Origin of the sequence: Nisaea sediminum, assembly GCF_014904705.1 — a bacterium.
GTDB classification, from domain to species: Bacteria; Pseudomonadota; Alphaproteobacteria; order Thalassobaculales; family Thalassobaculaceae; genus Nisaea; species Nisaea sediminum.
The window spans coordinates 56,828-82,322 of the sequence record NZ_JACZCQ010000003.1 but is presented as its reverse complement, the minus strand read 5'-3'; the positions used below and the strand labels follow the sequence as shown (position 1 = coordinate 82,322).

Genomic DNA, 25,495 nt, shown 5'->3' with positions numbered 1-25,495 from the left:
ATGAATGCGTGTAAGTTGGAAGAAACCATTCCAATAAGTGGAATAAAGAATGGATCGTTTTCGCGAGTTGCAGGTCTTTGTCAAAGTCGCCGAGGAGGGCGGGTTTGCCGCCGCGGCCCGCGCGTTGGCGATGTCGCCGCCGGCGGTCACGCGCGCTGTATCGGCGCTCGAGGAAAGGCTTCAGTCGCGCTTGCTCGTACGCACCACACGGACGCTTCGTCTGACGGAAAGCGGGCAGCGTCTGCTGACGGACGGCCGATCCGTACTTGCGCAGCTCGAGGAGGCCGAGGATCTGGCCCGCGGCGCCCGGCGGATCCCGCGCGGCCATCTGAGGGTGACGGCTCCCGCTCTGTTCGGCTGTTACGTCGTCGCCCCGTTGCTCGGCTCCTTCCTCGGCGAACATGAAGAGGTCACGGCGGAAACGCTCTTCGTCGATCGGGTGGTGAATGTCATCGAGGAGGGGCTGGACGTCGCGATCCGGATCGGAGAGCTGCCGGATTCCTCCCTGACCGCGATCCGTGTCGGAAGCGTCTGCCGTGTCGTCGCCGGTGCGCCCACCTATTTTGAGACGCATGGTGTACCGGAGCATCCTCGCGATCTGGTGTCACATCGGCTGATCAATCCGCTGGCCTTCGGTGGGAAAATCGCCTGGACCTTCCGGGATGGTGGCCGGGATCTCCTCGTAGAAGCGTCGTCGCGGCTGACACTCAATACCAACGATGCGATCCTTGAACTGATGCGGTCCGGATGGGGGATATCGCGGCTGCTTTCCTATCAGGTGGCCCCGAGCGAGGCGCAAGGCACGTTGCGGACGGTGCTCGACGACTTTCGTCCGGTGCCCGTTCCCGTGCATGTCGTGCATCCGGAGGGACGCATAGCCTCGGCGAAAGTGCGCGCCTTCGTCGATTTCATGGTTGAGGAATTGCGCCAGAATGAGATTCTGAGGCGCCAGGGGTGACGGGATCGACCGGATGGAACTGACGACACTCGGCTTCGATGCCGACGACACGCTCTGGGAGAACGAGCGTTTCTTCAAGCTGACGCAGGAGCGTTTCACCGAGCTTCTGGCGGATTTCGCCGACCCGGATCATCTCTCCGACCGTCTGCTGGCTGCGGAGAGGCGCAATCTCAGGATCTACGGGTTCGGTATCAAGGGCTTCACCTTGTCCATGGTCGAGACCGCGATCGAGGTGACTGAGGAACGGGTCCCGGCTCATGTGATCGAGAAAATCCTTGCCGCCGGCCGTGAGATGCACGCCCATCCGGTCGAGACCCTGCCGCATGTTCGCGAGACGCTGGAGCAGCTGGCTCCGTCCTACCGCATGATCCTGATCACCAAGGGGGATCTCTTCGACCAGGAGCGCAAGCTCGCGGCCTCGGGGCTCGGCGAGCTATTCGATGGCATCGAGATCGTCAGCGACAAGACGGTCAAAACCTATGAGAGAGTTTTCTCGGATTATGGCGATGGCCCCGCGCAGGCGATGATGATAGGGAATTCTCTCAAGTCGGATATTGTGCCGGCAATCGAAGCGGGAAGCTGGGGAGTCTATATTCCGCACGAGCTGTCCTGGGATCTCGAGCACGCGGACGAACCGGCCGACGCAGAGAGGTTTCAGCGTCTCAAGCACGTTGGCGAATTGCCCGGTTTCCTTCGCGGACTCGGCGACCGCTCCGGTCGCGCCGCGGTTCCTCCGCAGTTCTGAGGACCCCAGATATGGAAACGGTTCGGTTATGAGTTTTTATACGGAAGCCCGCCTGAAGAGCCTTCAGACCGCAACACTGTTCCAAAAGACGAAAGACCTGCAGGTTCAAGACTACACGGCTTTGATCGAGGCCGTTCTCGCCGATCCGACGAACAACTTCATCAGATCCCGGCTTTTCGAGACATTGGGCAACGTCATGCAAATGGCGTTGCATAGGATGGGAGCCGTCTTTCAGACAGCCGGCGATATTCCGGGCATTGTCGAGGAACTGCTTCCGAACAAGCCGGAGGGACAGGCGCCGGTCGATCCGGACATCATGCCGGCGGTCCGGGCCTATTTCGCAGCGTTTGACCAAGCTCAGGACAAGAATGCGGTGGCCAATCCGCATTGGAACGAAGCCCGAGCAATCGTTCGGGAGATCGTTTCGAAGTTCGTGGATCCCCGGTCGGTCGTATATTATGCGCAGAGTCGGGCGAGTGGATTTGACCACCGCATGTTGGATAGTGAGTCGGCCAAATTCGTCGTCGAGCGAAAAATGAGCGCGCTCGCGGCGTCCACGGGCGTGATGCCACTTTTCATCGATGAAATCGCCGAGTCGCCCTACAGCGTTCCGCAGAGCCTCTTCAATGTTAACGGCACGAACTTCAGCAACAGCATCCTTTGGCACGCGCGTTTTTTCATCAGCATCTGGAAAGGCCTGGCGGACAGAAGGGATGTTTCTGTCCTCGAGATCGGCGGTGGCTATGGCGGACTGGCCAGGCTGATGCTCCGCTCCGGGAAAGTGAAGCGGTATGTGATCGTCGATCTTCCCGAATCTCTGGTCTCTTCCTACTGTTTCCTGAAGCTGAACTTTCCGCACCTTTCGATCGCGCTTGCACCTACCCGAGACGCAGTGCGCTCCGGCATGGATGCCGATGTGTTGCTGGTGCCGAGCAACTATGTCGAGGAACTGTCGGGACAGTCTTTCGACATCGCCATCAATACCGGCAGCTTCCAGGAAATGCCGCGGCAGGTCGCCGAACGCTTTGTCACATTTCTCGAGAAATCCATAAATCTCAAATATATGTACAGCGTGAACTATACGATGCTGCAGCGATTTACATATTCCGAGACCCGGCAAGTAGACGAATCCGAGGAGAACCTGGTTGCGCCGGTTTTCGACGCATGCTGGATGCCACAGCAGTTCTGCCTGAATCCACCGGATATCTCCGTCGAAACGCCACGCAACTGGCTGGAGGTATTTCTGGAGCGTGACAGCAATTCTGCCGGACGTCTCTTTCAGATACCTGAAGAGAAGTTCACCCAGGACTGGTTCTGCGCAATCTGGTCCAACCTCTGGAAGGCGCCGTCCCCGGAGCTGGTCGAACTCTATTTCGAGGGCATTCGGAAGCTGTTCGACGGTGAAACCGGGATCGACTATTACCGCGAACCGACGGATAGCTTCGATAGGATCGGCGAGGTCATTTATTGGCGGCGATACCGCGACGGTCTGAAGGGCTGACGGCCTCGGGATCAAAGCCTAATTCCTTCAGGTAGGGGGCCATATGAGCTGGCGCTGGAGCTTCCACATGGACCGGCGACTTGCTCTGCTGCATTGGGAGGGTAAGGCTGCGGGAGTGCAACTGGAGCTGCTCGCCAGGTCTTCGCTCGCCATAGGCGGCATCGCCGATGATCGGGCAGCCGATCGCGGCGAGATGGACGCGGATTTGATGCGTGCGACCGGTCCGGGGATGGCATTCGATCAGGCATAGCCCGTCGGCCGAGGCCAACACGCGGTAGTCGGTGACGCTGGCCTGTCCTTCCGGATCTACGAGCATGCGCCAGCCTTTGCCTTTGTCGGAGATCTTTCTGAGCGCGAGCCCGATGCGCCCTTCTCGCGGCTCCGGGACCTTGCGCGTGAGAGCCCAATAGGTCTTTTCGACGAGACCCTCACGGAACAATTTTCCGAGCTTCTTCAGCGCCTTCGGGTGTCGGCCAAGCACCAGACAGCCGCTCGTGTCGCGATCGAGTCTATGCCCCAGCGCGGGGACGTGCCTCAGGCCGTATTGCAGATGCTTGAAATGGGCCTCGAGATTGTCGCCGCCGCCGGGACCGGCATGGACCGGAAGGCCGGCCGGTTTGTCCACGACGAGGATCAGGCCGTCGCGGTGCAGAACGCGGTTCTGGATCTCCTCTGGTGTCATCTCTCGGACCTCATAATTGAAACGGCCCCGCTCCGGGATCGGGCGGGGCCGCATCTTCGATGTTTCGCTCGGGGGAATTACTTCGGCAGCGAGCCCTGAACGCCCTCGACATACCAGTCCATGCCGAGCAGTGCGCCGTCGTCCAGCTTTTCGCCGGCCGCAACCTTCACGGCTCCGCTCTGATCCTTGATCGGGCCGGCAAAGGCGAAGATCGAGCCGTTCTTCTGGCCTTCGATCGCATCGTTGGCGAGTTTCTGCACGTCCGCCGGGATGACGGAATTGAATGGCGCCATCTCGACCATGCCGGACTTGATGCCGCCCCAGGTGTCTTCGGACTTCCACGTGCCGTCGAGAACCGCCTTGGCGCGGGCGACGTAATAGAAATCCCAATTGTCGATGATCGCGGAAAGCTGGGCCTTGGGGGCGAACTTCGTCATGTCGGAAGCTTGGCCGAAGCCGTGGACGCCGCGCGCCTCGGCCACCTGCAGCGGGGCCGGGGAATCGGTGTGCTGCAGGATGATGTCCGCGCCTTGGTCGATCAGAGCTTTGGCAGCATCGCCTTCCTTGGCCGGATCGTACCAGGAATTGACCCAGACGACTTTCACTTCGGCGGTCGGGTTGACCGAGCGCAGTGCGATGGTGAAGGCGTTGATGCCGCGCACGACTTCCGGAATCGGGAAGGAGCCGACATAGCCGATCACGCCGGACTTGGTCATCTTGCCTGCGATCAGTCCCGCGACGTAGCGACCTTCATAGAAGCGGGCGGCATAGGTCGAGACGTTGTCATCGCGCTTGTAGCCCGTCGCGTGCTCGAACTTCACGTCCGGGAACTTCTTGGCAACCTTGACGGTCGGGTTCATGAAGCCGAAGGAAGTGGTGAAGATCAGCTTGTGGCCGTCGCTCGCGAGCTGACGGAGAACGCGTTCGGCGTCCGGGCCTTCCTGAACATTCTCGACGAAACTCGTGGTCGCCTTGCCGGCGAGTTCCTTTTCGATCGCCTGGCGGCCGATGTCGTGCCGGTAGGTCCAGCCGTGATCTCCGACCGGGCCGACATAGACGAAGCCGACCTTCAGTTCTTCTGCCTTCGCGGCCGGGGACGCTACACCTGCAGCCAGCACCGCCGCCATACCGGCTCCGCCGAGAAGGGCGCGCATGATGTTTTTTATCATTGAGTTCTCCTGAATTGGTGAAGCCTCTTGCGAGCAGCGCCGGTTCGCATCCGGCCTTTTTACGCTCGCGTGGTGTACCTCCCGAAACGGCTGCGGGCACGTGTTGCCGCGCCGCCTGAATGTCCACGGCGGCATGCCACCCGGACAGCGGGCAAATATGACAATTCAGACTTGTTCTGTGAAGCGGGTTCGAGGTTCGGAGGGTGCAAAAATGCGCTTGGAGATAATCGGTGTCGAAGGACCGGTTCCGCGAGCGGGTATAAAGAACTTGTGCGGCTTTGTCTGACAAAGCCGCGAACGCACGCCTGTCGCCTGCGAAAAGCAGGCTAGCCACCCGGACCAGTCGCCCAGTCCAGCCGGAGAAGGTCAGTCGGCGGTCGAAAGATTGACCGCTTTTGGTCCCCGCGCGTCTTCCTGCACCTCGAAGTTCAATTTCTGACCCTCGGAAATGGTGGCAAGACCCGAATTCTGAACCGCTGACACATGCACGAACACATCACGCGAACCGTCTTCCGGCGTGATGAACCCGTAGCCCTTGTCCGTCTTGAAGAACTTCACTGTACCCGTCGGCATTTAGGACACCTCTCCTCACTCACCGCACTCTACTTAAAAAAATTGCAAAAAGCAGCTTCAGACACGCTTTAGGAGAAACGCCCTGCGCAGGCCGGCGGTAACACTCCATGATTAAAGTCGTCCATCGGCTATTGATGAGATAGGGGCGCTCCGTCGAGGCGGCAAGTGAAGGTGTGATGAAAAAATAATGCTTTCGCTTGCCCGTTGCGGTCGGCGTCAAGGCGGCACGATTGGCGGAAAGCTGCAAAAAAATGGCCGCGCCTGAACGATGAGGGAGGCGGGGAATGCCCTGATCGCTCCTTAGTTGGCGCGGCCGTACTCTGACTCTCAGGGGTATGAATCTCATACCGGAATGGAGGGCCGGTGATCGTCAACGCGGGGAAACGTTATCTCGACGATGTCTCCGAGCCCGTCCTCCTGATGATAAGTAGATAAGGATGTTTTCACGCAATCGCTGTGGGAATCCGCACGAAGGGATTCGCTTCGGGAGGTGATTGCGCGCCGCGGCGATGAATGCCGGCTTTCGCTATCCGGTTGTGATGTGCGCGCTCCTCTTGCAAGATAGCGGATCGGGCCGCTCCGGCTGGCCCGGTCGGGTTGCTGGGGCGTGGCCCGGTTCAGCTGAGCGGGGGGATTCCGGTGTCGACCATCAATCGCAGCCTTGCGGCAAGCACATTGCTGCAGGGTCTGCCGCCAGAGAAAATTGCCGATCTCGACAAGAGGTGCCGCTGGCGCAATTTCGAGGCCGATCAGGTCATCATCAATCTCGACGATGAATCGACGGATGTCTATTTCATCATCTGGGGTGATGTCCGGGTCACCGTATTCTCGGAAACCGGCAAGACCGTGATCATTCAGGACCTGAAGACCGGCCACCATTTCGGCGAGTTCTCGGCGATCGACGGTGGGCGGCGCTCTGCCAGCATTGTCGCCTTGAGCCGTACCGTTGTGGCGGTCCTGCCGGCGGAAGCCTTCCGGGATCTGCTGATGGAGTTTCCGGAACTCTCCCAGACGGTGATGCGGCGGATGGTCGGTTCGCTGCGCAATCTGGTCGAACGCGTGGTCGAGTTCAGCACTCTCGGGGTCAGAAACCGGATCCATGCCGAACTCCTGCGGCTGGCGCGGGCCGGGAGGATCGTCGAGAATACCGGCCGGATATCGCCGCCGCCAACCCATGCCGAGATCGCGGCCCGGATCAGTACGCATCGCGAGGCGGTGACGCGGGAGTTGAAGGCGCTGGAGCGAAGCGACCTGCTGGAGCGCACCCGCGGTGCCTATGTCGTAAAGGACCTCGCGGAGCTTAAGCGCATGGTCGATGATGCCCGAGCGGGACGGGAAGGATCCTGATCGCGGTTGTTGCAGTGCGACATTTTAGTCGTGAAGCATATTCGAACTGACACATTTCCGGGCTAGCATTATCATGTTGCAATGCAGCATAACGAGGTCCCGTCATGTCAATCAGGAACCTGGATAAGCTCTTCAACCCGAAATCGGTCGCGATCATCGGGGCGAGCAACCGGGATCAGTCGGTCGGAAAGGTGCTTTCGCGCAACCTTCTCGGCGATACCTTCAATGGGCCGGTGCTGCCGGTAAATCCGCACGAGAACGCGATCGGGTCGACGCTTTGCTACAGAAGCATCGGCTCGCTGCCGATAGTGCCGGATCTCGCTGTGATCTGCACGCCGGCGGTGACCGTGCCGACTGTTCTGGAGGAACTGGCGGCGAATGGCACGCGGGCCGCGGTCGTCGTGACCGCAGGCTTCGGCGAGGCGGACGGCGAGGGGGCCGATCTCGCGCAGGAGATCAGGCGGATCAAGTCGCAATATCCGCTCCGGGTGGTCGGGCCGAACTGCGTCGGCATCATGGTGCCGACGATCGGTCTCAATGCCTCGTTCCTCCATATCCAGCCACCTGCGGGGAACCTTGCCTTCGTGACCCAGAGCGGGGCTGTTGCCTCGGCCGTGGTGGATCATGCGGCGCATCACAATATCGGCTTCAGCCACGTCGTCTCGCTCGGGAACATGACCGATGTCGATTTCGGCGACATGCTGGATTATCTCGTCGCCGATCCGAACACAAAGGCGATCCTGCTTTATATCGAGTCCATCAGCAGCCCACGGAAGTTCATGTCCGCGGCGCGCGCGGCGGCACGCAACAAGCCGGTGATCGCGATCAAGTCGGGCCGCAACGCGGCGGCCGCGAAGGCCGCGGCCTCGCATACGGGGGCGCTTGCCGGTTCCGATGAAGTCTATCACGCCGCCTTCCGGCGCGCCGGCATCCTCCGGGTGTACGATCTGCTGGAGCTGTTCGACGCGGTGAACACGCTCGGCACCGGTCTGAAGGCGGCAAGCGACAGGCTCGCCATCGTCACGAACGGCGGTGGGCTCGGCGTGCTGGCGACGGAAACCCTAATCGAGCAAGGGGGGCGGCTGGCTGAGCTGGCGCCGGAAACGGTCGCGGCGCTCAACGCGAAGCTCCCCCACACCTGGTCGCGCGGCAATCCGGTCGACATCATCGGCGACGCCCCGCCGGAACGCTACGAGGCGGCGCTCGAGGAGGTGGTGAAGGATCCCAATGTCGACGCCGTGCTGGTGCTGAACTGCCCGACTGCGATTGCCGACAGTGTGAAGGCGGCGGAAAAGGTGCGGGAGGTTATCGCCAAGAAGCCCCGGGTGCCGATCCTGACGAACTGGGTTGGCGAGGGGGCGCAGGAGGAGGCGAAGAAGGCCTTCTATGCCGCCTCCGTGCCGTCCTACAACACGCCGAACCAGGCGGTGACCGGCTTCATGCACCTGGTACGCTACAAGCGCCGCCGCGATCTGCTCATGCAAACCCCGCCCTCTCTGCCGGAAGGCTATCACCCGGAGACGGAGAAGGCGCGCGCCATCATCGAGAGCGCGCTGGCGGAGAAGCGCGAGTGGCTGAGCGAACCGGAGGCGAAGGATCTGCTCGATTGCTACGGCATTCCCGTCGTCGAGACGCTGATCGCCAAGAACCCGGAGGAGGCCGGTCTCGCCGCCGTCGAACTCGGCAATCACGTGGTGCTGAAGATCCTCAGCCATGACATCACCCACAAGAGCGACGTCGGCGGCGTCCGCCTCGACCTGACCGGACGTCAGCAGGTGGTCAACGCGGCCGAGGAAATGCTGCGCACGGTGAAATCGGTCAATCCGGAAGCCCGGATCGAAGGCTTCGCGGTGCAGCGCATGGCTACCATGCCGCATGCCGAGGAACTGATCATCGGCATTTCGACCGACGAGATCTTCGGTCCGGTGATTCTGTTCGGCAAGGGCGGCGTGGAGGTCGAGGTCGCGAAGGACAGCTCCGTCGCGTTGCCGCCGCTGAATATCCCTCTCGCGCAGGATCTGGTGCAGCGTACCCGGGTCTGGTCGCTGCTGCAGGGCTACCGCAACCGCCCGCCGGCCGCCGTCGAGGAACTGGTCTCCGCGCTGGTGAAGCTGTCGCAGATCGCGATGGATTTCCCGGAGATCCGCGAGCTCGACGTCAATCCGCTCTATATCAACGACCGCGGCATCCTCGCGCTCGACGCGCGGGTGCGGGTGCAGAACGCAGTGGATGCGGTGCCGGTCGCCATCGAGCCCTATCCGAAACATCTGGAACGCCATATCAGCCTCGACAGCGGCCTCGCGCTCAATGTCCGCCCGATCCGCCCGGAGGACGAGCCGGCGCTGCTGCAGCTGATCGAGAAAAGCTCGCTCGACGATCTGCGCCGCCGCTTCTTCGCGCCGATCAAGACGCTGCCGCACGAGACAGCGGCGCGGCTGACGCAGATTGACTATGACCGGGAAATGGCGCTGGTGGCGGAGAACCACGGCGAGATCCTCGGTGTCGCGCGCCTGACCGCCGATCCGCATTTCGAGACCTGCGAGTTCGCCGCGCTTGTGCGAACCGACCAGCAGGGCCAGGGCCTCGGACGGCGCCTGATGGGCGACCTGATCCGGCACGCCCATTCGCGCGGGTTGCAGAAAATGATCGGCTACGTCATGGCGGAGAACAAGGGCATGCTGGCGCTCTGCCGCGATCTCGGCTTCACCGAGACCGCCTCGCCGGACGATGTCGGCACCCGTCTCGTCACCCTCGATATCGCCAAGTAGCACTGCCCGATTTCCGTCTCGGTCTCTCCATAATTGCAGCCGACGCTTCGGAGCGGACGACGAGGGGAGGCTGTGATGGGACGATCGACCGGCTGGCGCCAGGGACTTGCCGCGACCGTCCTGCTGCTGATCTTCGCCTTGCGTCCGGCGGGCGCGGCGGAGCGCGAGATCGCGGTCGTCAATATCGGCTGGCACACCGGGATTGCATTGAGGGTCGCCGATATCGACCCGGCACTGATCCCGGAGGCGCGCTATTTCGCCAACTTCTCCTGGGTCGAGTTCGGCTGGGGCGACGCGGAATTCTACCGCACCCCGGATCCCGACATTTCCGTTTATCTCTCGGCGGCCTTCGGCGGCAACGGGGCGGTGATGCATCTGGTCGGCATGCATCCGGAGCCTGCCGTTTATTTCCGTTCCTCCGAAGTAATGCCGGTCGTGCTCGACGAGGCTGAGCACCGGCGATTGCAGGCCTATCTTCACCGTTCCTTCAGCCGCGACGACGACACCCCGGCTGACCCGATGGGCCACGGTCTCTATCCGGCGAGCCTTTTTTTTCCCGCGACCGGCAGCTTCAGTCTCGCAAATACCTGCAACAGCTGGGTCGCGCGCGGCCTTGCCGAGGCGGGCCTGGAGATCGAGCCGGACGGCATCATCCGGGCGGACGGCGTGATGGACGCATTGCGGGCGGCGCTCGCACGGCGCTAGTCTCGGGGACCAATCGTTTCACCGGGACACATCATGCAGGTCGATCTCAATTCGGATCTGGGCGAAAGCTGGGGCACCTACGAACTCGGCGCGGACGCGGAGATGCTCGGTATCGTCTCCAGCGCCAATGTCGCCTGCGGTTTCCATGCGGGGGATCCGAACGTGATGCGCGAGACGGTGATTCGCGCCCGCGACCGCGGCGTCGGGATCGGCGCACATCCGGGCTATCTCGATCTTTGGGGCTTCGGACGGCGGCGCATCCAGGGCGACAGCCTGCACGATATCGAGAAGATGGCGGCCTACCAGATCGGCGCCCTGATGGGGCTGGCGGCGCTCGGAGGCGCGAAGGTCACCCATGTGAAGAGCCATGGCGCGCTCGGCAATATCGCGGCGGAGGACGACGAGGTGGCGCTGGCGATCGCCAGGGCGGCGAAGGCGGTCGATCCGGACCTCATCTATGTCGTCATGCCCGGCATGGCGACGGAGCGGGCGGGGGAGACGGTCGGGCTGCGTATGGCACGCGAGATCTATGCCGACCGCGCCTATCAGGCGAACGGAAATCTCGTGCCGCGGAGCCAGCCCGGCGCCACCATCCACGACGCGGACGAGGCGGCGGAGAATGTGCTGCGCATGATCGATGCAGGTGCTGTCCTGACGCAGGGCGGCGGACGGATTGAGGGACGGATCGACACGATCTGCGTCCATGGCGACAACCCGGCGGCGGTCGCCATGGCAAAGACGCTGCGCCAGCGGCTCGAGAGCGCCGGTCTTTCCATAAAGCCGTTTCACTCTTTCGTCTGATCGCTTCCTCTTCTGCCGCCCCGCCTCATCCTGCATAGTTCTGAAAAGAACGACGGCCAGGGGAGATGAGGATGGGTTACGTACAGGCGAAGGACGGCATCGCGCTCTATTGCGAAACCACGGGCGAAGGCACGCCGGTGGTGTTCGTGCACGAGTTCGCGGGCGATCACAGGAGCTGGGAGCCGCAGGTGAGGGCGCTCGCCCGCTACTACACCTGCATCACCTATTCCGCGCGCGGCTACACGCCGTCCGACGTGCCGGAGGATGCGGCGAGCTACAGCCAGGACAAGGCGCGGGACGACATCCTCGCGGTGCTCGACGGGAACGGCATCGAGGCGGCGCATATCGTCGGTCTCTCCATGGGGGGCTTCGCCACCCTGCATTTTGGCCTCGCCTATCCCGAACGCGCACTCTCGCTCGTGGTCGCCGGCTGCGGCTACGGCGCCGATCCGGAGAAGCGCGGCGAGTTCAAGGCCCAGTCCGTCGGGCTCGCCGAGCGGATCGAGAAAGAGGGCATGGACAAGGTCGCGCCCGGCTACGCGCTGGAGCCCGCCCGGGTGCAGCTGCAGAACAAGGATCCGCGTGGCTGGGCGGAGTTCGCGGCCCAGCTCGGCGAGCATTCGACGAAAGGCTCGGCCAACACGCTGCGCGGCGTGCAGGCGCTCCGGCCCTCGCTCTGGGAGCTGGAGGCGCAGATGCGCGCGCTCACCGTGCCGACCCTGATCGTGAACGGCGACGAGGACGAGAGCTGCCTTGAGTCCGGTCTCTACATGAAACGCATGATTCCATCCGCCGGGCATGCCATGTTCCCGAAGACCGGCCACACCCTCAACCTGGAGGAGCCGGACCTGTTCAACCGCACCATCCTCGACTTCTTCCACGAGGTCGAGGCCGGCCGCTGGGCACTGCGCGATCCGCGCTCGCAGAAGGACGGCGCGCTCGGACGTTGATTGGGCGGACGCTGAGGAGACCAGCCATGACCGACCTTCCGATTCTGGAGCTCCGCCGCATCGAGGCGAACGTGATCAAGCCGATCTACGAGGAGATGGTGGCGGAGGTCGGCAAGGCCGCCGCGCAGAAGATCCTCGGCAACGCCATCCGCAAGGCCGCCATCGCCCAGGCCCGGACCTTCGCCGAGCGCGACGGGCCCGACCGCGGCATGCGGAGCTTCCAGGCGCTCTACAGCCTCTGGACCCATGGCGGCGCGCTGGAGACGGAGGAAATCGAGCGGACGGAGGAGACTTTCCATTTCAACGTCACCCGCTGCCGCTATGCCGAGATGTACCGCGAGATGGGCCTCGGTGAGATCGGCCACCTGCTCTCCTGCAACCGCGACGGCAGCTTCTGCGAGGGCTATTCAGACAGGATCACGATGGAGCGCGGCCAGACCATCATGAGCGGCGCGAGCCACTGCGACTTCCGTTACCGCTACGAGGAGTGACGAGCCGGTGTCCCGCCGGACCGAACCGATCATGGACGAACATCCCAGCCTCCAGCGTGCGCGGGACCTCAGGGATCGCGCGCAGGCCGCGGAGGTGCGGGAGCTGCTGTCCTACTGGATTGCCATCCATCCGGGCGACCGGATCCCGGCGCGGGCCGCTTTCGACCCGACGCGGGTTCCGCTGCTCCTGCCTAATCTCGTCCTGACCGATGTCGAGCGCGACCCGTACAGATTCCGCGTGCGTCTCATGGGAACCGGGATCGTCGAGGCCATGGGCGGAGATTTCACCGGCCGGTATCTCGACGAGGTCTGGGAGGATGCGGGAAACCAGCTGCTGGTGCGCGACCGGGTCGAGGTCGCGGAGACGGGTTTGCCGAACTACAGGTACGGTCTCTCGCCAACCCCCTTCAAACTGGATTTCGCCGCGCTCGAGCGCGCCTTTCTGCCTTTCGCGGCGAACGGAAAGGACGTCGACATGATCCTGAGTGTGATCGTCTATATGCGGCCCGGCCCGGAGGAATAAGGTCCGGCGCAGCTCCGGATATCTATTCCTGCCCGGCCGAGGCGCGGCTGCGCGTCATCTTTGCGGATAGGCGTTGAAGACGCGGATGGTTCTCTCCCCGTTCTGCGTTCTGTCGCTGTAGAGAAAAGAGGCGCGTCTGGTCACGATGCAGGCGCCATTCGGATCGTCCGCCGGGCGGGTATACCCGACATCGTCGGCGAGCGTTGCGTACATCCGGTGCGAGTCCGCGCTGCTGCCGTCGACGATATTGCAGCTGTCCCTCACGGACATCGCGGCGCAAAGCGCCTGGAGCGACTCCCTGACGACCGCGACATCGTCTCCGTCGGCGCAGGTATCCGTATTGAACTGGCTCTGGCCTTCGGGAGTGCTGCAGGTTTGCTGCCGGTTTCCGGTCCCGACACAATGGGCCGCGGCATGCTCCATGGCGCCGTCCGGATAATAGGCATCGTTGGTGCAGAGGTCGTCGACCGGCAGGTCGCAGGCGGCCCTGGCATCCGAAAGGGGAGATCCCGCTAGTCCGGCGAGAAAGAGCGCCGCCAAAACGGGGCGAAGGGTTTTCAGGGTTCCATGGGGCATGAACGATCTCCGGGTGCAACGGCAATGAAATGCAACTAAAAAGAGTATAAATAAAAATATACTCATGCACAAGGCGGCGTTTTGCCGGCTCCGGAGGACGGGACGAAGTGGCGCGGAAGAGGCCTCTGCCTCGTGCTCACATTCAGTTTTCTGAATAAATTTTTAATAAATTCGGTTCATGCTGCCGATGTGACGGCGAGATTGGCCGGCATCGGGCGTTCCGGCCGTCGCGGAACCCGCCCGGGGACGATTTTCAGTGGGAATAGACAGTTTGCCTCGCAAGGCCCGCTATACCGACCAGATTCTGGAAGTGATCGAGAACCTCGACGAGGCGATCGCGATCTATGACGAGCAGGACCGGCTGATCTTCTTCAACCGCGCCTTCCTGAAGATCAATCCACGCGCCGAGGAATTCGTCGAGAAGGGCCTGACCTACGAGGATGGTCTCAGGATGAATGTCGCGCTCGGCAAGGTGATTGCGGCCAAGGGACGGGAAGAGGAGTTCATCCGCGAGCGGGTGCGCGCCCACCGGAACCCGAGTTCGGACATCACCGTGCGCGACTATGTCGACGGAAGCCGTCTTCTGGTCAAGGAGTCGAAGACCGCGCGCGGCGGCATCGCCCTCTGCATCACCATCGCCTCCGACCTCCGCAAGGCCGAAGAGGAGCTCCGGCAGCACGAGATCGAGCTGATGCGTTCGAAGGCGGAGATCGAGGCGGCGCTGGAGGAGAACCAGCGGCTCAGCCGGTCGCTGGCCGAAAAGGTGCGGGAACTGGAAGTGTTGGCGGTGACCGATCCGCTGACAAAGCTCTTCAACCGGTCGAAGCTGGAAGAGGAGATGGGCCGGGAGATCGACCGCGCGGCCCGTTACGGCACGGAATTCGGCGTGATCATGATGGATATCGACCATTTCAAGCAGGTCAACGACGTCTACGGTCACCAGACCGGCGACCGGGTGCTGGCGGAGGTGGCGAAGGTCCTGAAGGACTGTTCCCGCGCGACGGACGTGGTCGGCCGCTGGGGCGGCGAGGAATTCCTCGTGGTCTGCCCGGAGACGGACCTCGCCGGCCTGACGGCGAAGGCCGAGCGTTTCCGCGGCGCGCTCGAGGAATACGAGTTCCCGGGCGTCGGCCAGAAGACCTCCAGCTTCGGCATCGCCGCCTGGCGCCCCGGCGACGCGGCGCATGATTTGCTCTCGCGGGCCGACGCGGCGCTCTATCGCGCGAAGGAGAGCGGGCGGAACAGGGTTGTTCAGGCAGCTTGAGGGGGGAGAGGGGGAACATTTGGAAGACAATTAACTACGAAAATTAAAAAATATGGCGATGTATAGCAGCGGGTTTTTGCTTGCTTAGATGAGTGCATTACATACACTGACGATACGTAAGTATTAAATTTAAGATTTAAATCGGCATATTGTCGGGAGAATAGTTATGGCTGTGAAACACACTCCTACCAATGAAGTGCATAGTGGTTCCAAAGGAGGGACAACTGGATGCGGTTTCGACACTACGAAGAATCCTGACCACTGGGTGAACACGTCGGAACGCATCACTTGCGATAAGAACGGTTGCAAGAATTAAAAAACATTGCGTTACCTCATTGGAGGTAAAATATTAAAGGGGCCAATACTTAGTTTTTACTTCGTTCTGAAGAAGATATGGGAAGAAGATATCGGGGCACAAAATTCAATTGCGCTGGAATTTCCTATCTTTCCCCAATCAAATCCATCGACACCTCCCGCCCGAACAGTCGCTCCGCGTTCCGGTATGCGATCTTACGCGCCGCCGCTTCCGGCAGATTCGAGAGCCAGTGCCGGTGCGCCGCCATGATGGAAGTGTAGGTCTCCCACTGGCCATTGACTCAGATGTCGCTGCCGACCATCAGCCGCCACCGTCCGGTCCGGCCCGCTCACGAACCCCCGTTCGCCAGGATCCGGAAGGCCTCGGCGACCGGATCGATCTCTGCCGACGCAGCTGCCCAGACGGCGCAGGTCGTGTTTCGCCGCCAGTAGACGGCGATGTTGCTCCCGGGACCGTTGCCGGTGTGTCCGACCGGATTATCTAGCGGGTTTGCGGCCTGCAGCATGAGCCCCATTCCGTAGGCCGGGTCGGGATAGAGCGCGGTCTCGAACTGCGGCAGCGGCAGCGGCTCGAGCATGCGGGAGAGCGTGCGCTCCTCGAGCAGTGCGCCGTCGAGCAGGCGCCGGAGAAGGCGGGCCGCGTCCGCCGCCGTTCCGACAATGAGACCGTGATAGACCCAGCCCGGATCGTAGCCGGGCGCGTCTCCCATGCAGACATCCGCGAGATCGTCCCGTGTCGCGGCGAGCCGGGCCGTGGCAACCCCGGCCGGCGCAAAGACGAGATCGGCGAGGGCCTCGGCGAGCGGCCGGTCCGAGGCCCGCTCGATCAGGCGGGAGACGTGCCAATAGCCGATGTTCGAATAGGCCCAGCCGGCGCCCGGATCGTAGCGCAACCGGTCCGCCTCGGCCGCGTCCAGCAGGACCTCGAGCGGCCAGGGCGGGCGCCCCGCCGCGACGTCGGCGTGGTATTCGGCGAGCCCGCCGTAATCCGGCAGGCCCGACTCGTGGCGCAGCAGCTGGGCCGGCGTGAAGCTTTTCCCGGCGACCGTCCGGTCGAGGTCGATCCTGCCGCCTTCCGCGAGACGCAGCAGCGCGACCGAAAGCGCGGTCTTGGTAAAGCTCCACCACGGGATCGGAGTCACGATACCGGAGGTCTCGATCTCGCCATCGGTCCGGACAATCGCGCGCGCTTCCATGCGGGCAGTATAGGCATGTCCGATGGCTGTCGGGGAGACATGAAACCCGACTTGCAGGGTGAATGGCTTATCGCCTCCCGACCAACTCCATCGAAACCTCCCGCCCGAACAGCCGCGCCGCATTCTGATACGCAATCTTCCGCGCCACCGCTTCCGGCAGCTTCGAGAGCCAGTGCCGGTGCGATGCCATGATGGAGGTGTAGTTCTCCCATTGGCCGTTGACCCAGGTGTCGCTGCCGACCATCAGCCGGTCCTGGAACGTGAGCAGGATGGCCTCCCATGCGGGATCGAGCCCGCCATCACCGGCGATGATGTCGTATTCGCGGAGTGAGGTGTCCGCGACCAGCGTCGGGAACTCGGCGAGGAGCGCATGCACCGTTTCCGCCCGCTCGCCGAGGCCGGCATGGGCCCAGATGATCTTCACCGCCGGATCTAGCGAATAGAGCCAGCGGACCGGCTCCGGGCCGGAATGGACATGGAGGAAGATGTCGCGCGCCTTCGCCATGGCGATCACCTGGCGGAAGAGGGCCTCGTCGGAGGTGTCGAGCCGGTGGATGTGGAACTCGCCGATGCCCCGGTGCGGGTATTTCTCCAGCCGCTTTGCGAGGTACTCCTCCATGCCCGGCGCCTTGGTCCAGTTCGAGGAGCCGGCGCTCCCGTGATAGGGGCGCAGCTCCGGGACGATGCGGTTCGGGGCGTAGTCCCAGAGCATGATCGTGCCCTCGTCGGGCGTCGAGGAGACCAGCGCCATGGCGACGCCGCTCCTATCCATCAGCTCGACCACGCTCGCGACCGGGAACTGCTCCCAGGCCGGCTCCTTGTAATGCATGTGGGCGTCGAAGATCGGCAGCGTGTTGACCGCGTCGCCAATGGGTTTTTCGTCATGCGCGGAAGCCGTCAGCGGGACGAGGAGGAGGGCGAGCGCGAGGGCCGGCAGATGGCTCGGGTATGCGGGGCGTGGCATGGTTTGCTCCTCTTTGGCGCGGGCGAAGCCGGCGGCGTCCGGAAGGATATAGGCCGTCCGGACGGTTTGGCTGCGGCGGTCCTCGCGCATCTGTCGACGGTTATCTAATATTGAAAAATATCTCCTTCGATACACGGGTGGATTTTGTGTAGGCTAGCCGCCATGACAATGGATGTTGCGATCGGCTTGCTGCGGTACGGCGTGCTTGTCTGGCTGCTCGCCATGATGGGGGTGGTCGCCTTGGGTATGCTCGGCGGGCGCATCCGAACGGCCGGCATCCTGACGGACCGACTCGACGGCGGCGGGCGGGCCGTGAATTTGCACCGGGTGCAGATGCTGCTCGTCTTCATTTTCGTGCTCGCGGCTTATGCGAAGACGGTCGCCGAGGCCATGGGCGGCGCCGTGCCGCTGACCCAGATGCCGGATCCGCCGGTGGCGCTGACGGAACTGTTGCTGGCGAGCCAGGGCGTCTATCTCGGCGGAAAGGTCGTGAACCGGCTATAGCGCCCGAACCGACAGGGGGAACCAAGCATGACACCGAATATCATCGCCATTTACGTGAGCCTCGCGGTCTGCGCCCTTCTGCTCTGCTTCGGCCTCGTGGTGCTCTACAAGATCGTAACCGGCAAGATCGATCTGACATATCTCCTGTCGGAAACGACCAGGGATCCGGGCGCGCCGGCGAACGCGCCGCCCAAGGCCTCGCTGTCGCGCTTCCAGTTCCTCATATTCACCTTCGTGGTCGCGGCGCTTTATCTCGTGCTCTGCATCGAGGCCGGGACGCTGATCGACGTGCCGAACGGAACGCTCGCGTTGCTCGGCATCAGCGGTGGCGGATATCTGGTCTCAAAGGGGCTGGGCTCGAAGGCTCCGGCGCCCACGCCGCCCATGCCGCCCGCGCCTCCGGCGCCGCCGCAATGACCTGCCGGACCGTCTTTCTTGCCCTGATTTTTGCCGCCGGCTTTTCTCCCGTGGCGACGGCGGATGACGGCTTTCCACCCGATCCTGCCGGGCGCTGCGCGCGGCTGCATGCCGATACGGGGATCCCGGCCTACAAGGGCGATTTCGACGCGGACGAGCGGCAGATGATCTGCCACGCGGGCTATCTGCTCTCGCTGAACGCCGGGACGCTGCTGCCGGACTGGGTGCTGGAGAGCGTACCAAAGGCAAATTTGAGCGGCCCCGGCGACCGCGACAAGAGCAGCTTCAAACCCGATCCGCAGGTCGTCGCCTCAACCGACATGGGCAAGAACGGGCCGCTGGTCGTCTGTTCCGACGACTATACCGGCTCGGGCTACGACCGCGGCCATCAGGCGCCCGCCGCCGATTTCAAATACTCGCAGGAGCGGACCGACGAGAGTTTCTACATGACCAACATGGCGCCGCAGATCGGCATCGGCTTCAACCGAGGCATCTGGCGCAATCTCGAGACCCAGGTGCGGGACTGGACCGAGCTGCGCGGCAAGTTGACGGTGATCACCGGGCCGGTCGAGAAGGCGCCGGAATTCGACGTTCCCGTGCGCGGCAAGCTGATGAAGCGGCGCTGCGGCGACCGGGAGAAATCGATCGCGGTGCCCGAGGCTTTCTTCAAGATCGTCTATCAGGACCAGCCGCGCCGGGCGATCGCCTTCCTGCTGCCGAACGTGAAGCTCGATTGGCACGAATTGCCGAACTACCGCACCACCGTCGCGCATATCGAGGACCTGACCGGGATCGATTTCTTCACCCGCTTCAGTCTGCGCGACCAGCGCGTTCTGGAGACCACGCTCGCGCCGATGTGGGCGCGTTGAGCTGCCGGCGGCAGAGCGGGTAGAGGTTGCCGGGCATTTCGGCATAATTAATGCATGGCTATTTGTCCGAAATTCTGAAGCCACCCGGATGAAATCGCCATGAGCACCGTTTCCGCATCGAACGCACACGACGCCCCGAGTTTCGCCGATAAAGCGAATGGCTCCGGTAAATCGCAGATTTCCTATAATCGCGAGATGTTCTCCGATCCGGGCATGCGGCCCTATCTGGAAGAATATTTCAACGCGAAGATGGAGCCGATGCGCGAGCGCATCGCCGAGATGGAAGCGGCCGAAGCGCGCGGTGAGGCGTCGAAGACGGTAAAAACTGCCGACGGCCGGACGGCGACGGAGCTCGGAGCGTCGTTCTACAAGGCCGCGATGATGGATTTCGACGACTGGCTCACGCTCCACTCCGATCCGGACTCGCCGCTGAACCGGATCTTCCGCGGCACGGGCATGGCGGAGATGCATCTCGACTATCTGGAGGAGAACGGGCCCGACAGTTCGTCCGACGTCGCGGTCGTCTTCGCCTCCAGGTCGCAGGGTATCGTCGGCCATGTCGGAGACGAGGGCGGCGTCGCCTCCCATGCCGGCGCGGAGATCCTGCGCTGGATCGCCGACCAGGCGAACGAGCTGAGACTCACAGGTCAGGAGCGCATCGATTACGTGAAGGAACAGGGCCTGAAGGCGCTGAAGGCTGTTTACGGCGATATCGAGGTCGTGGACTACCGGAACGGCGAGCGGCCGACGAAGCGGGACTTCATGGCGCGCTGGTATCCCTCCGTCGATGTCGACCGGGATTACGCGATGCAGCTGCGGGAGGCGCGGGAACAGCTGGCGCAGGCCCAGTCCATGGAACAGAACCGGCTCCGCAACCGGGACGAGCTGGTTGAGTTCGTCGTGCAGATGATGTCGGACGTGCCGTCGAAGGTTTAGGGCAGAGCGCTCAGGGGAGCCTCTCACCGGGGTAGTCCGGCTGTGCGGCAGGCCGGGATAAGATGAATGCTTCAAGTGCATTGCAGCGTTCTTCGACGCCCAGCAGCCGCGGAAAAGGCATGAGGTCGACGCCCAGGCGGCGACCGTTTTCGATCTGCGGAATCAGATGCAGGTCGGCCCAGCCCGGCGCCTCTCCGAAACAGAAGGGCCAGTCGGTTGCCCGGTTCGCCAGGGCGATTTCGAGAGCCCGGAAGCCTTCCGTCAGCCAATGGCTGACCCATCGGTCCACATGGTCCTCGTCGACGCCGAGATCGGTTCCGAGATACCGCCGCACACGGCGCACCGTGATCGCGTGCATCTCGGACGTGATATGGGCGGCGAATGCCCTTGCCTCCGCGCGTGTGACCGGATCGGCCGGCAGGAGCGCGGGAACCGGGAAGGTTTCTTCCAAATACTCAAGAATCGCAGAGGATTGCGCCACGATCCGTCCGCCGATATCGAGCGCGGGCAGCAGGCCTTGCGGGTTCAGCCGACGGTATTCGCCCGGAGCCAGCGTGCCGACTGGGACATATTCGCACTCGATTTTCTTCAGCCGGAGGGCGATCCGGACGCGCTCCCCGGCGGAGTTCTGCCATCGCGTTATCAGGCGCATTGTACGATCCTTGTCCCGGCCGACGCCCCAATCAACACGTGTGAGATCACCCTTGGCTCGTCTTCTGCGACCCCAAGCGCTTTCATACCCCGGTCAGGAGCATGTCGAGTGCGTTCGTGATCTCGGTGTCGTGGGCGAGAAGAGTTCCGACAGGTTCGCTCAGGTGGGGCAGCGGTACGGCCGAGAGAAACTGGGTTGCCATGACATGCGGTTCAGAGCGGATATCGAACACCGGGTTGAGGCCCCTCGCGGGAGCCGGCGCCTTTGCGTGCGGCATGAGCGGCACGACAACGCGCGTATTCAGGGCGTCCAGCAGGTTCGCCTGGACATCGAGGAGATATCCGTTGCCGCCGGGATCCGCGTAGAGGTCGAAGCGGGCCATCAGAAGGGCCGGTATTTCGCCAGCGGCAAACCGTGTTCCTCGACCCAGCTGTTGGAAGCTTCCAGCGCTTGTCTGTTCTCTTCCTTCCACGCGGCGGCCTTCGCCTCCTGAACGGCGCGGCGCAGGCCCTCTTCGGCGGCCTGAGAGAGGTTGACGCTGTATGCGCGCGCCTCTTCCAGCAGGTCCGGCGCCAGAGTCAGGTTCGTCGGCCGTTTGGCGGAACGCGATGCCATTGGGGAGTCCTCGGAATAATGCATAGTTATACGCATGATATGTGCGCATAACTATGCGCGTCAATTCATCGGCGTTGAGACGCGGGAACGCCCGGATGACGAGAGCTTGCCGAGGGGGTTACCCGAGGCTTTGGTCCGGCATCGCGTCCAGCGCGGCCTGCAGGATGTAGGCGGCGGCGAGCTGGTCGACCCTCTCGGCGCGCTTCTTCCTGGTCATGTCCGCCTCCACCATCGCCCGCTCGACCGCCATGGTGCTCATGCGCTCGTCGAAGAAGGCGACGGGGAGGTCGATGCGGAGGATCAGCTCGCGGGCGAAATCGCGGGTCGACTGGGCGCGCGGGCCCTCGGTCCCGTCCATGTTGAGCGGCAGGCCGATCAGGAAGGCGCCGATATTGCGTTCCTCGACGATCTGGGCGAGCCGTTCCGCGTCCTTTGTGAACTTCTTGCGCTGGATCGTCTCGATCGGCGAGGCGACCGAGAGGAAGGGGTCGGAGACGGCGATGCCGATGGTCTTGGTACCAAGATCCAGTCCCAGAATCCGGCTCATCGGACGCATGAGGGACGGCAGGTCGGCAGGGTTGCAGAATGTCATGTCCGGGTGATACTTTCCGCCGCCCGCGCGATACTTAACTGTTAAGTATTTTTACCGGGCAATCGCTTGATTCCGAAGATCACGGAGAGCCTTATCCGATGTCGCTTGACAAAGCCACTGTCGCGAGGATCGCGCATCTCGCGCGCATCAGGACCGACGACGCGCAACTCGACGCCCTCGTGGGCGACCTCAACAACATTCTCGGCTTCGTCGAGCAGCTGAACGAGGTCAATACCGACAATGTCGAGCCGCTGGCGAGCGTGACCGGGCACGGGCTGCCGATGCGCAAGGATGAGGTGACCGACGGCGCCTATCCGGACCGGGTGCTGGCGAACGCGCCCGATCGCGCCCACGGCTATTACGCGGTTCCGAAGGTGGTCGAGTGATGAGCGAGCTTCTCAATCTGTCCCTGACCGAGGCGCGCGATGCGCTGAAGTCGAAGAAGATCACCTCCGTCGAGCTGACCGAGGCCTATATCGGCGCGATGGAGGAGGGCAAGAGCCTGAACGCCTTCATCACCGAGACGCCGGAAAAGGCGCGCGAGATGGCGAAGGCCTCCGACGCGAAGCTGGCGAAGGGCGAGGGCGGCGCGATGGAAGGCCTGCCCATCGGCATGAAGGATCTCTTCTGCACGAAGGGCGTGCTGACGACGGCGGCCTCGCACATCCTCGACGGCTTCAAGCCGGAATATGAATCGACCGTCAGCCAGAATCTCTGGGATGCCGGCGCGGTGATGCTCGGCAAGCTCAATCTCGACGAGTTCGCGATGGGCTCGGCCAACATCACCAGCCACTACGGCAACGTCGAGAACCCCTGGCGGCGCTCCGGCGGCGGCAACCAGAAGCTGGTCCCGGGCGGTTCCTCCGGCGGCTCTGCGGCCGCGGTCTCCGGCCGTCTCGCCATCGCTGCGACCGGCACCGACACCGGCGGCTCGATCCGTCAGCCGGCGAGCTTCTGCGGCATCGTCGGCATGAAGCCGACCTACGGCCGCTGCTCGCGCTGGGGCATCGTCGCGTTTGCCTCCTCGCTCGACCAGGCGGGCCCGATCACCCGAAACGTGAAGGACGCGGCGCTCATGCTCGGCGCCATGGCCGGGCACGATCCGAAGGATTCGACCTCCGCCAATCTCGCGGTACCGGATTTCGAGGCGGCGCTGACCGGCGATATCCGCGGCATGAAGATCGGCATTCCGAAGGAATACCGCATGGACGGCATGCCGGAGGAGATCGACGCGCTCTGGAAGCGGGGCGCCGAGATGCTGAAGGATGCGGGTGCGGAAATCGTCGACATCTCCCTGCCGCACACCAAATACGCGCTCCCGACCTACTACATCATCGCCCCGGCCGAGGCCTCCTCGAACCTGGCGCGCTATGACGGCGTGCGCTACGGCCTCCGAGAGGAGGGCGGCAACCTGATCGAGATGTACGAGAACACCCGCGCCGCCGGTTTCGGCGACGAGGTGAAGCGCCGGGTGCTGATCGGCACCTACGTGCTCTCGGCCGGCTATTACGACGCCTATTACCTGAAGGCGCAGAAGGTCCGGGCGCTCTTGAAGAAGGATTTCGACGACGCCTACGGCAAGGTCGACGCGATCCTGACCCCGACCGCGCCGTCGGCGGCCTTCGCCATCGGCGAGAACCAGGACGATCCGATCAAGATGTATCTGAACGACGTCTTCACCGTCCCGGCGAGCCTCGCCGGCATTCCGGGGATCTCGGTCCCGGTCGGCCTTTCGGAAGACGGTCTGCCGCTCGGCCTGCAGCTGCTCGGCAAGCCGTTCGACGAGGAGACCGTGCTGAAGGTCGGTCACGTTCTGGAACAGGCGGCGGGCTTCGATGCCGTGCCGGCTTTCCGCGCGGGGAGCAAGTGAGATGAGCGAAGCGAAATCCAACCTGATCGAGGGCGCCACCGGCGCGTGGGAGATCGTTATCGGTCTCGAGGTCCATGCCCAGGTGACCTCCAAGTCGAAGCTGTTCTCCGGCGCGGCAACCGCCTTCGGGGCCGAGCCGAACACCCAGGTCTCGCTGGTCGACAGCGCGATGCCCGGCATGCTGCCGGTGATCAACGAGGAATGCGTGCGCCAGGCCGTGCGCACCGGCCTCGGCCTGAAGGCCAAGATCAACCGCTTCAGCGTCTTCGACCGCAAGAACTATTTCTACGCGGACCTGCCGCAGGGCTACCAGATCAGCCAGTACAAGCAGCCGATCGTCGGCGAGGGCGAGATTGAGGTCGACCTGCCGGACGGCAGCACGAAGACGGTCGGCATCGAGCGGCTGCATCTGGAACAGGATGCGGGCAAGTCGATCCACGACCAGAGCCCGTCGCAGAGCTTCATCGACCTCAACCGCTCCGGCGTCGCGCTGATGGAGATCGTCTCCCGGCCCGACATCCGCTCGGCGGCGGAGGCGGCGGCCTATGTGAAGAAGCTGCGCTCGATCCTGCGCTATCTCGGCAGCTGCGACGGCAACATGCAGGAAGGCTCGATGCGTGCCGATGTGAACGTCTCCGTGCGCAGGCCCGGCGAGGAATTCGGCACGCGCTGCGAGATCAAGAACATGAACTCGATCCGCTTCATGCAGCAGGCGATCGAGTACGAGGCGCGGCGCCAAATCGAGATCATCGAGGACGGCGGAACCATCGACCAGGAAACCCGCCTCTATGACCCGAACAGGGGCGAGACCCGCTCGATGCGGTCGAAGGAAGAGGCGCACGATTACCGCTATTTCCCGGATCCCGATCTGCTGCCGCTCGAGTTCAGCGAGGCGTTCGTCGAGGAAGAGAAGGCGCGCCTGCCGGAACTGCCGGACGCGAAGAAGGCCCGCTTCATGAGCGAGTGGGGCCTCAGCGCCTATGACGCGGCGATCCTCGTCGAGGAGCAGGAGACGGCGGCCTTCTATGAGAAGGTGGCCGAGGGCCGCGATCCGAAGCTGGCGGCGAACTGGATGATCACCGAGCTGTTCGGCAACCTCAACAAGGCAGGCAAGAGCCTCGCCGAGAGCCCGGTCGACGAAGCCAAGCTCGGCGGCCTGATCGACCTGATCACCGACAACACGATCTCCGGCCGTATCGCCAAGGACGTCTTCGCCGAGATGTTCGAGAGCGGCAAGGACGCCGCCACGATCGTCGAGGAGAAGGGGTTGAGGCAGGTCACGGACACCGGCGCGATCGAGGAACTGATCGACAGTGTCATGGCCTCCCAGGCGGAGAAGGTCGCGGAATACCGCTCCGGCAAGGACAAGCTTTTCGGCTTCTTCGTCGGCCAGGTGATGAAGCAGAGCCAGGGCAAGGCCAACCCGGCGATGGTCAACGAGCTGCTGAAGAAGAAGCTCGCGGGGTAAGACTCGGTACATAATTGTCGAGAAGGGCGGTCCCGGCGGGCCGC

General features: G+C 63.1%; 28 protein-coding genes. 18 read left to right on the top strand and 10 right to left on the bottom strand.

The annotated features are described in order from the left end of the window. The first annotated feature begins 49 nt into the window (after positions 1-49). Genes IG122_RS05360 through IG122_RS05350 form a run of 3 tightly spaced genes read left to right on the top strand, consistent with a single transcriptional unit; the run spans position 50 to position 3,204 of the window. The gene (locus tag IG122_RS05360; RefSeq protein WP_193181213.1) at positions 50-958 is read left to right on the top strand and encodes a LysR substrate-binding domain-containing protein; all 909 of its coding nucleotides are present in this window, start codon (positions 50-52) and stop codon (positions 956-958) included. 13 nt (positions 959-971) lie between these two features. Beyond that, positions 972-1,703, top strand: coding sequence for an HAD family hydrolase (locus IG122_RS05355; protein ID WP_193181212.1), 732 nt, complete (start codon positions 972-974; stop codon positions 1,701-1,703). A 28-nt stretch (positions 1,704-1,731) separates the two neighbouring features. Beyond that, positions 1,732-3,204, top strand: a complete 1,473-nt coding sequence (locus IG122_RS05350; protein WP_193181210.1) for a putative sugar O-methyltransferase — start codon at positions 1,732-1,734, stop codon at positions 3,202-3,204. Here the strand turns inward: IG122_RS05350 and IG122_RS05345 are convergent. From IG122_RS05345 to IG122_RS05335, 3 genes are all read right to left on the bottom strand, one after another. Then, on the bottom strand, positions 3,164-3,886 hold the full coding sequence (locus IG122_RS05345; protein WP_193181208.1) for an RluA family pseudouridine synthase: 723 nt from the start codon (positions 3,884-3,886) through the stop codon (positions 3,164-3,166). The two genes, IG122_RS05350 and IG122_RS05345, sit on opposite strands and share 41 nt — an antisense overlap. Before the next feature lie 77 nt (positions 3,887-3,963). Continuing rightward, positions 3,964-5,055, bottom strand: a complete 1,092-nt coding sequence (locus tag IG122_RS05340; RefSeq protein WP_193181206.1) for a BMP family ABC transporter substrate-binding protein — start codon at positions 5,053-5,055, stop codon at positions 3,964-3,966. A gap of 366 nt (positions 5,056-5,421) precedes the next feature. Next, the gene (locus IG122_RS05335; protein ID WP_193181205.1) at positions 5,422-5,628 is read right to left on the bottom strand and encodes a cold-shock protein; all 207 of its coding nucleotides are present in this window, start codon (positions 5,626-5,628) and stop codon (positions 5,422-5,424) included. Between the two features lie 639 nt (positions 5,629-6,267). On the opposite strand from IG122_RS05335, the gene IG122_RS05330 reads away from it, so the two are divergent. From IG122_RS05330 to IG122_RS05300, 7 genes are all read left to right on the top strand, one after another. After that, on the top strand, positions 6,268-6,975 hold the full coding sequence (locus IG122_RS05330; protein ID WP_319024817.1) for a Crp/Fnr family transcriptional regulator: 708 nt from the start codon (positions 6,268-6,270) through the stop codon (positions 6,973-6,975). 104 nt (positions 6,976-7,079) lie between these two features. After that, complete coding sequence (locus IG122_RS05325) at positions 7,080-9,743, top strand: bifunctional acetate--CoA ligase family protein/GNAT family N-acetyltransferase (protein ID WP_193181204.1); 2,664 nt, start codon at positions 7,080-7,082, stop codon at positions 9,741-9,743. Between the two features lie 75 nt (positions 9,744-9,818). After that, positions 9,819-10,448 carry a DUF2459 domain-containing protein gene (locus tag IG122_RS05320; RefSeq protein ID WP_193181203.1) on the top strand — a complete coding sequence of 210 codons (630 nt, stop codon included), beginning with the start codon at positions 9,819-9,821 and terminating at the stop codon, positions 10,446-10,448. A 33-nt stretch (positions 10,449-10,481) separates the two neighbouring features. Beyond that, positions 10,482-11,249: a LamB/YcsF family protein gene (locus IG122_RS05315; protein ID WP_193181202.1), complete on the top strand. Its 768-nt coding sequence runs from the start codon at positions 10,482-10,484 to the stop codon at positions 11,247-11,249. Positions 11,250-11,320: 71 nt separating this feature from the next. Further along, positions 11,321-12,199: an alpha/beta fold hydrolase gene (locus tag IG122_RS05310; protein ID WP_193181201.1), complete on the top strand. Its 879-nt coding sequence runs from the start codon at positions 11,321-11,323 to the stop codon at positions 12,197-12,199. Between the two features lie 26 nt (positions 12,200-12,225). Beyond that, positions 12,226-12,690: an L-2-amino-thiazoline-4-carboxylic acid hydrolase gene (locus tag IG122_RS05305; RefSeq protein WP_193181200.1), complete on the top strand. Its 465-nt coding sequence runs from the start codon at positions 12,226-12,228 to the stop codon at positions 12,688-12,690. Positions 12,691-12,721: 31 nt separating this feature from the next. Beyond that, on the top strand, positions 12,722-13,213 hold the full coding sequence (locus IG122_RS05300) for a PAS domain-containing protein (RefSeq protein WP_193181199.1): 492 nt from the start codon (positions 12,722-12,724) through the stop codon (positions 13,211-13,213). 54 nt (positions 13,214-13,267) lie between these two features. Here IG122_RS05300 and IG122_RS05295 read toward each other — a convergent pair whose 3' ends face one another. Further along, positions 13,268-13,789, bottom strand: a complete 522-nt coding sequence (locus tag IG122_RS05295) for a hypothetical protein (protein WP_193181198.1) — start codon at positions 13,787-13,789, stop codon at positions 13,268-13,270. Positions 13,790-14,045: 256 nt separating this feature from the next. Here IG122_RS05295 and IG122_RS05290 point away from each other — a divergent pair, with 256 nt between their 5' ends. Then, positions 14,046-15,053: a sensor domain-containing diguanylate cyclase gene (locus IG122_RS05290; RefSeq protein WP_193181196.1), complete on the top strand. Its 1,008-nt coding sequence runs from the start codon at positions 14,046-14,048 to the stop codon at positions 15,051-15,053. A gap of 644 nt (positions 15,054-15,697) precedes the next feature. Here the strand turns inward: IG122_RS05290 and IG122_RS05285 are convergent. Both IG122_RS05285 and IG122_RS05280 read right to left on the bottom strand, forming a co-directional pair. Further along, positions 15,698-16,564 (bottom strand): serine hydrolase domain-containing protein, encoded by an 867-nt coding sequence (locus IG122_RS05285; RefSeq protein WP_193181189.1) that lies wholly within the window; start codon positions 16,562-16,564, stop codon positions 15,698-15,700. 67 nt (positions 16,565-16,631) lie between these two features. Further along, complete coding sequence (locus IG122_RS05280) at positions 16,632-17,528, bottom strand: amidohydrolase family protein (RefSeq protein WP_193181188.1); 897 nt, start codon at positions 17,526-17,528, stop codon at positions 16,632-16,634. A 162-nt stretch (positions 17,529-17,690) separates the two neighbouring features. Here IG122_RS05280 and IG122_RS05275 point away from each other — a divergent pair, with 162 nt between their 5' ends. From IG122_RS05275 to IG122_RS05260, 4 genes are all read left to right on the top strand, one after another. Beyond that, entirely contained in the window at positions 17,691-18,032 is a 342-nt protein-coding gene (locus tag IG122_RS05275) for a hypothetical protein (protein WP_193181184.1), read from the top strand. Positions 18,033-18,059: 27 nt separating this feature from the next. Further along, a complete protein-coding gene (locus tag IG122_RS05270; RefSeq protein ID WP_193181182.1) occupies positions 18,060-18,449 on the top strand; it encodes a hypothetical protein in 390 nt (129 codons plus the stop codon). After that, positions 18,446-19,318, top strand: a complete 873-nt coding sequence (locus tag IG122_RS05265; protein ID WP_193181180.1) for a DNA/RNA non-specific endonuclease — start codon at positions 18,446-18,448, stop codon at positions 19,316-19,318. The genes IG122_RS05270 and IG122_RS05265 overlap by 4 nt, the downstream gene beginning before the upstream one ends. A gap of 99 nt (positions 19,319-19,417) precedes the next feature. Continuing rightward, a complete protein-coding gene (locus IG122_RS05260) occupies positions 19,418-20,254 on the top strand; it encodes a hypothetical protein (protein ID WP_193181178.1) in 837 nt (278 codons plus the stop codon). Between the two features lie 10 nt (positions 20,255-20,264). On the opposite strand, the gene maiA is transcribed toward IG122_RS05260, so the two are convergent. From maiA to ruvX, 4 genes are all read right to left on the bottom strand, one after another. After that, positions 20,265-20,906, bottom strand: coding sequence for a maleylacetoacetate isomerase (maiA, locus tag IG122_RS05255; protein WP_193181176.1), 642 nt, complete (start codon positions 20,904-20,906; stop codon positions 20,265-20,267). Positions 20,907-20,988: 82 nt separating this feature from the next. Then, complete coding sequence (locus IG122_RS05250) at positions 20,989-21,288, bottom strand: CcdB family protein (protein ID WP_193181174.1); 300 nt, start codon at positions 21,286-21,288, stop codon at positions 20,989-20,991. After that, positions 21,288-21,521, bottom strand: a complete 234-nt coding sequence (locus IG122_RS05245; protein ID WP_193181172.1) for a type II toxin-antitoxin system CcdA family antitoxin — start codon at positions 21,519-21,521, stop codon at positions 21,288-21,290. The genes IG122_RS05250 and IG122_RS05245 overlap by 1 nt, the downstream gene beginning before the upstream one ends. Positions 21,522-21,639: 118 nt before the next feature. Then, complete coding sequence (gene ruvX, locus IG122_RS05240; protein ID WP_193181170.1) at positions 21,640-22,113, bottom strand: Holliday junction resolvase RuvX; 474 nt, start codon at positions 22,111-22,113, stop codon at positions 21,640-21,642. A gap of 98 nt (positions 22,114-22,211) precedes the next feature. On the opposite strand from ruvX, the gene gatC reads away from it, so the two are divergent. Genes gatC through gatB form a run of 3 tightly spaced genes read left to right on the top strand, consistent with a single transcriptional unit; the run spans position 22,212 to position 25,451 of the window. Then, a complete protein-coding gene (gene gatC / locus IG122_RS05235) occupies positions 22,212-22,499 on the top strand; it encodes an Asp-tRNA(Asn)/Glu-tRNA(Gln) amidotransferase subunit GatC (RefSeq protein WP_193181168.1) in 288 nt (95 codons plus the stop codon). Continuing rightward, positions 22,499-23,983, top strand: coding sequence for an Asp-tRNA(Asn)/Glu-tRNA(Gln) amidotransferase subunit GatA (gene gatA / locus IG122_RS05230; RefSeq protein WP_193181166.1), 1,485 nt, complete (start codon positions 22,499-22,501; stop codon positions 23,981-23,983). The genes gatC and gatA overlap by 1 nt, the downstream gene beginning before the upstream one ends. A 1-nt stretch (position 23,984) precedes the next feature. Then, positions 23,985-25,451, top strand: coding sequence for an Asp-tRNA(Asn)/Glu-tRNA(Gln) amidotransferase subunit GatB (gatB, locus tag IG122_RS05225; protein WP_193181164.1), 1,467 nt, complete (start codon positions 23,985-23,987; stop codon positions 25,449-25,451). Positions 25,452-25,495 lie beyond the last annotated feature (44 nt).

What these genes read in the sequence shown, in the direction of transcription:
- IG122_RS05360 (WP_193181213.1), top strand. Translation starts at nt 50, where the DNA reads ATGGATCGTTTTCGCGAGTTGCAGGTCTTTGTCAAAGTCGCCGAGGAG.
- IG122_RS05355 (WP_193181212.1), top strand. Translation starts at nt 972, where the DNA reads ATGGAACTGACGACACTCGGCTTCGATGCCGACGACACGCTCTGGGAG.
- IG122_RS05350 (WP_193181210.1), top strand. Translation starts at nt 1,732, where the DNA reads ATGAGTTTTTATACGGAAGCCCGCCTGAAGAGCCTTCAGACCGCAACA.
- IG122_RS05345 (WP_193181208.1), bottom strand. Translation starts at nt 3,886, where the DNA reads ATGACACCAGAGGAGATCCAGAACCGCGTTCTGCACCGCGACGGCCTG.
- IG122_RS05340 (WP_193181206.1), bottom strand. Translation starts at nt 5,055, where the DNA reads ATGATAAAAAACATCATGCGCGCCCTTCTCGGCGGAGCCGGTATGGCG.
- IG122_RS05335 (WP_193181205.1), bottom strand. Translation starts at nt 5,628, where the DNA reads ATGCCGACGGGTACAGTGAAGTTCTTCAAGACGGACAAGGGCTACGGG.
- IG122_RS05325 (WP_193181204.1), top strand. Translation starts at nt 7,080, where the DNA reads ATGTCAATCAGGAACCTGGATAAGCTCTTCAACCCGAAATCGGTCGCG.
- IG122_RS05320 (WP_193181203.1), top strand. Translation starts at nt 9,819, where the DNA reads ATGGGACGATCGACCGGCTGGCGCCAGGGACTTGCCGCGACCGTCCTG.
- IG122_RS05315 (WP_193181202.1), top strand. Translation starts at nt 10,482, where the DNA reads ATGCAGGTCGATCTCAATTCGGATCTGGGCGAAAGCTGGGGCACCTAC.
- IG122_RS05310 (WP_193181201.1), top strand. Translation starts at nt 11,321, where the DNA reads ATGGGTTACGTACAGGCGAAGGACGGCATCGCGCTCTATTGCGAAACC.
- IG122_RS05305 (WP_193181200.1), top strand. Translation starts at nt 12,226, where the DNA reads ATGACCGACCTTCCGATTCTGGAGCTCCGCCGCATCGAGGCGAACGTG.
- IG122_RS05300 (WP_193181199.1), top strand. Translation starts at nt 12,722, where the DNA reads ATGGACGAACATCCCAGCCTCCAGCGTGCGCGGGACCTCAGGGATCGC.
- IG122_RS05295 (WP_193181198.1), bottom strand. Translation starts at nt 13,789, where the DNA reads ATGCCCCATGGAACCCTGAAAACCCTTCGCCCCGTTTTGGCGGCGCTC.
- IG122_RS05285 (WP_193181189.1), bottom strand. Translation starts at nt 16,564, where the DNA reads ATGGAAGCGCGCGCGATTGTCCGGACCGATGGCGAGATCGAGACCTCC.
- IG122_RS05280 (WP_193181188.1), bottom strand. Translation starts at nt 17,528, where the DNA reads ATGCCACGCCCCGCATACCCGAGCCATCTGCCGGCCCTCGCGCTCGCC.
- IG122_RS05275 (WP_193181184.1), top strand. Translation starts at nt 17,691, where the DNA reads ATGACAATGGATGTTGCGATCGGCTTGCTGCGGTACGGCGTGCTTGTC.
- IG122_RS05270 (WP_193181182.1), top strand. Translation starts at nt 18,060, where the DNA reads ATGACACCGAATATCATCGCCATTTACGTGAGCCTCGCGGTCTGCGCC.
- IG122_RS05265 (WP_193181180.1), top strand. Translation starts at nt 18,446, where the DNA reads ATGACCTGCCGGACCGTCTTTCTTGCCCTGATTTTTGCCGCCGGCTTT.
- IG122_RS05260 (WP_193181178.1), top strand. Translation starts at nt 19,418, where the DNA reads ATGAGCACCGTTTCCGCATCGAACGCACACGACGCCCCGAGTTTCGCC.
- maiA (WP_193181176.1), bottom strand. Translation starts at nt 20,906, where the DNA reads ATGCGCCTGATAACGCGATGGCAGAACTCCGCCGGGGAGCGCGTCCGG.
- IG122_RS05250 (WP_193181174.1), bottom strand. Translation starts at nt 21,288, where the DNA reads ATGGCCCGCTTCGACCTCTACGCGGATCCCGGCGGCAACGGATATCTC.
- IG122_RS05245 (WP_193181172.1), bottom strand. Translation starts at nt 21,521, where the DNA reads ATGGCATCGCGTTCCGCCAAACGGCCGACGAACCTGACTCTGGCGCCG.
- ruvX (WP_193181170.1), bottom strand. Translation starts at nt 22,113, where the DNA reads ATGACATTCTGCAACCCTGCCGACCTGCCGTCCCTCATGCGTCCGATG.
- gatC (WP_193181168.1), top strand. Translation starts at nt 22,212, where the DNA reads ATGTCGCTTGACAAAGCCACTGTCGCGAGGATCGCGCATCTCGCGCGC.
- gatA (WP_193181166.1), top strand. Translation starts at nt 22,499, where the DNA reads ATGAGCGAGCTTCTCAATCTGTCCCTGACCGAGGCGCGCGATGCGCTG.
- gatB (WP_193181164.1), top strand. Translation starts at nt 23,985, where the DNA reads ATGAGCGAAGCGAAATCCAACCTGATCGAGGGCGCCACCGGCGCGTGG.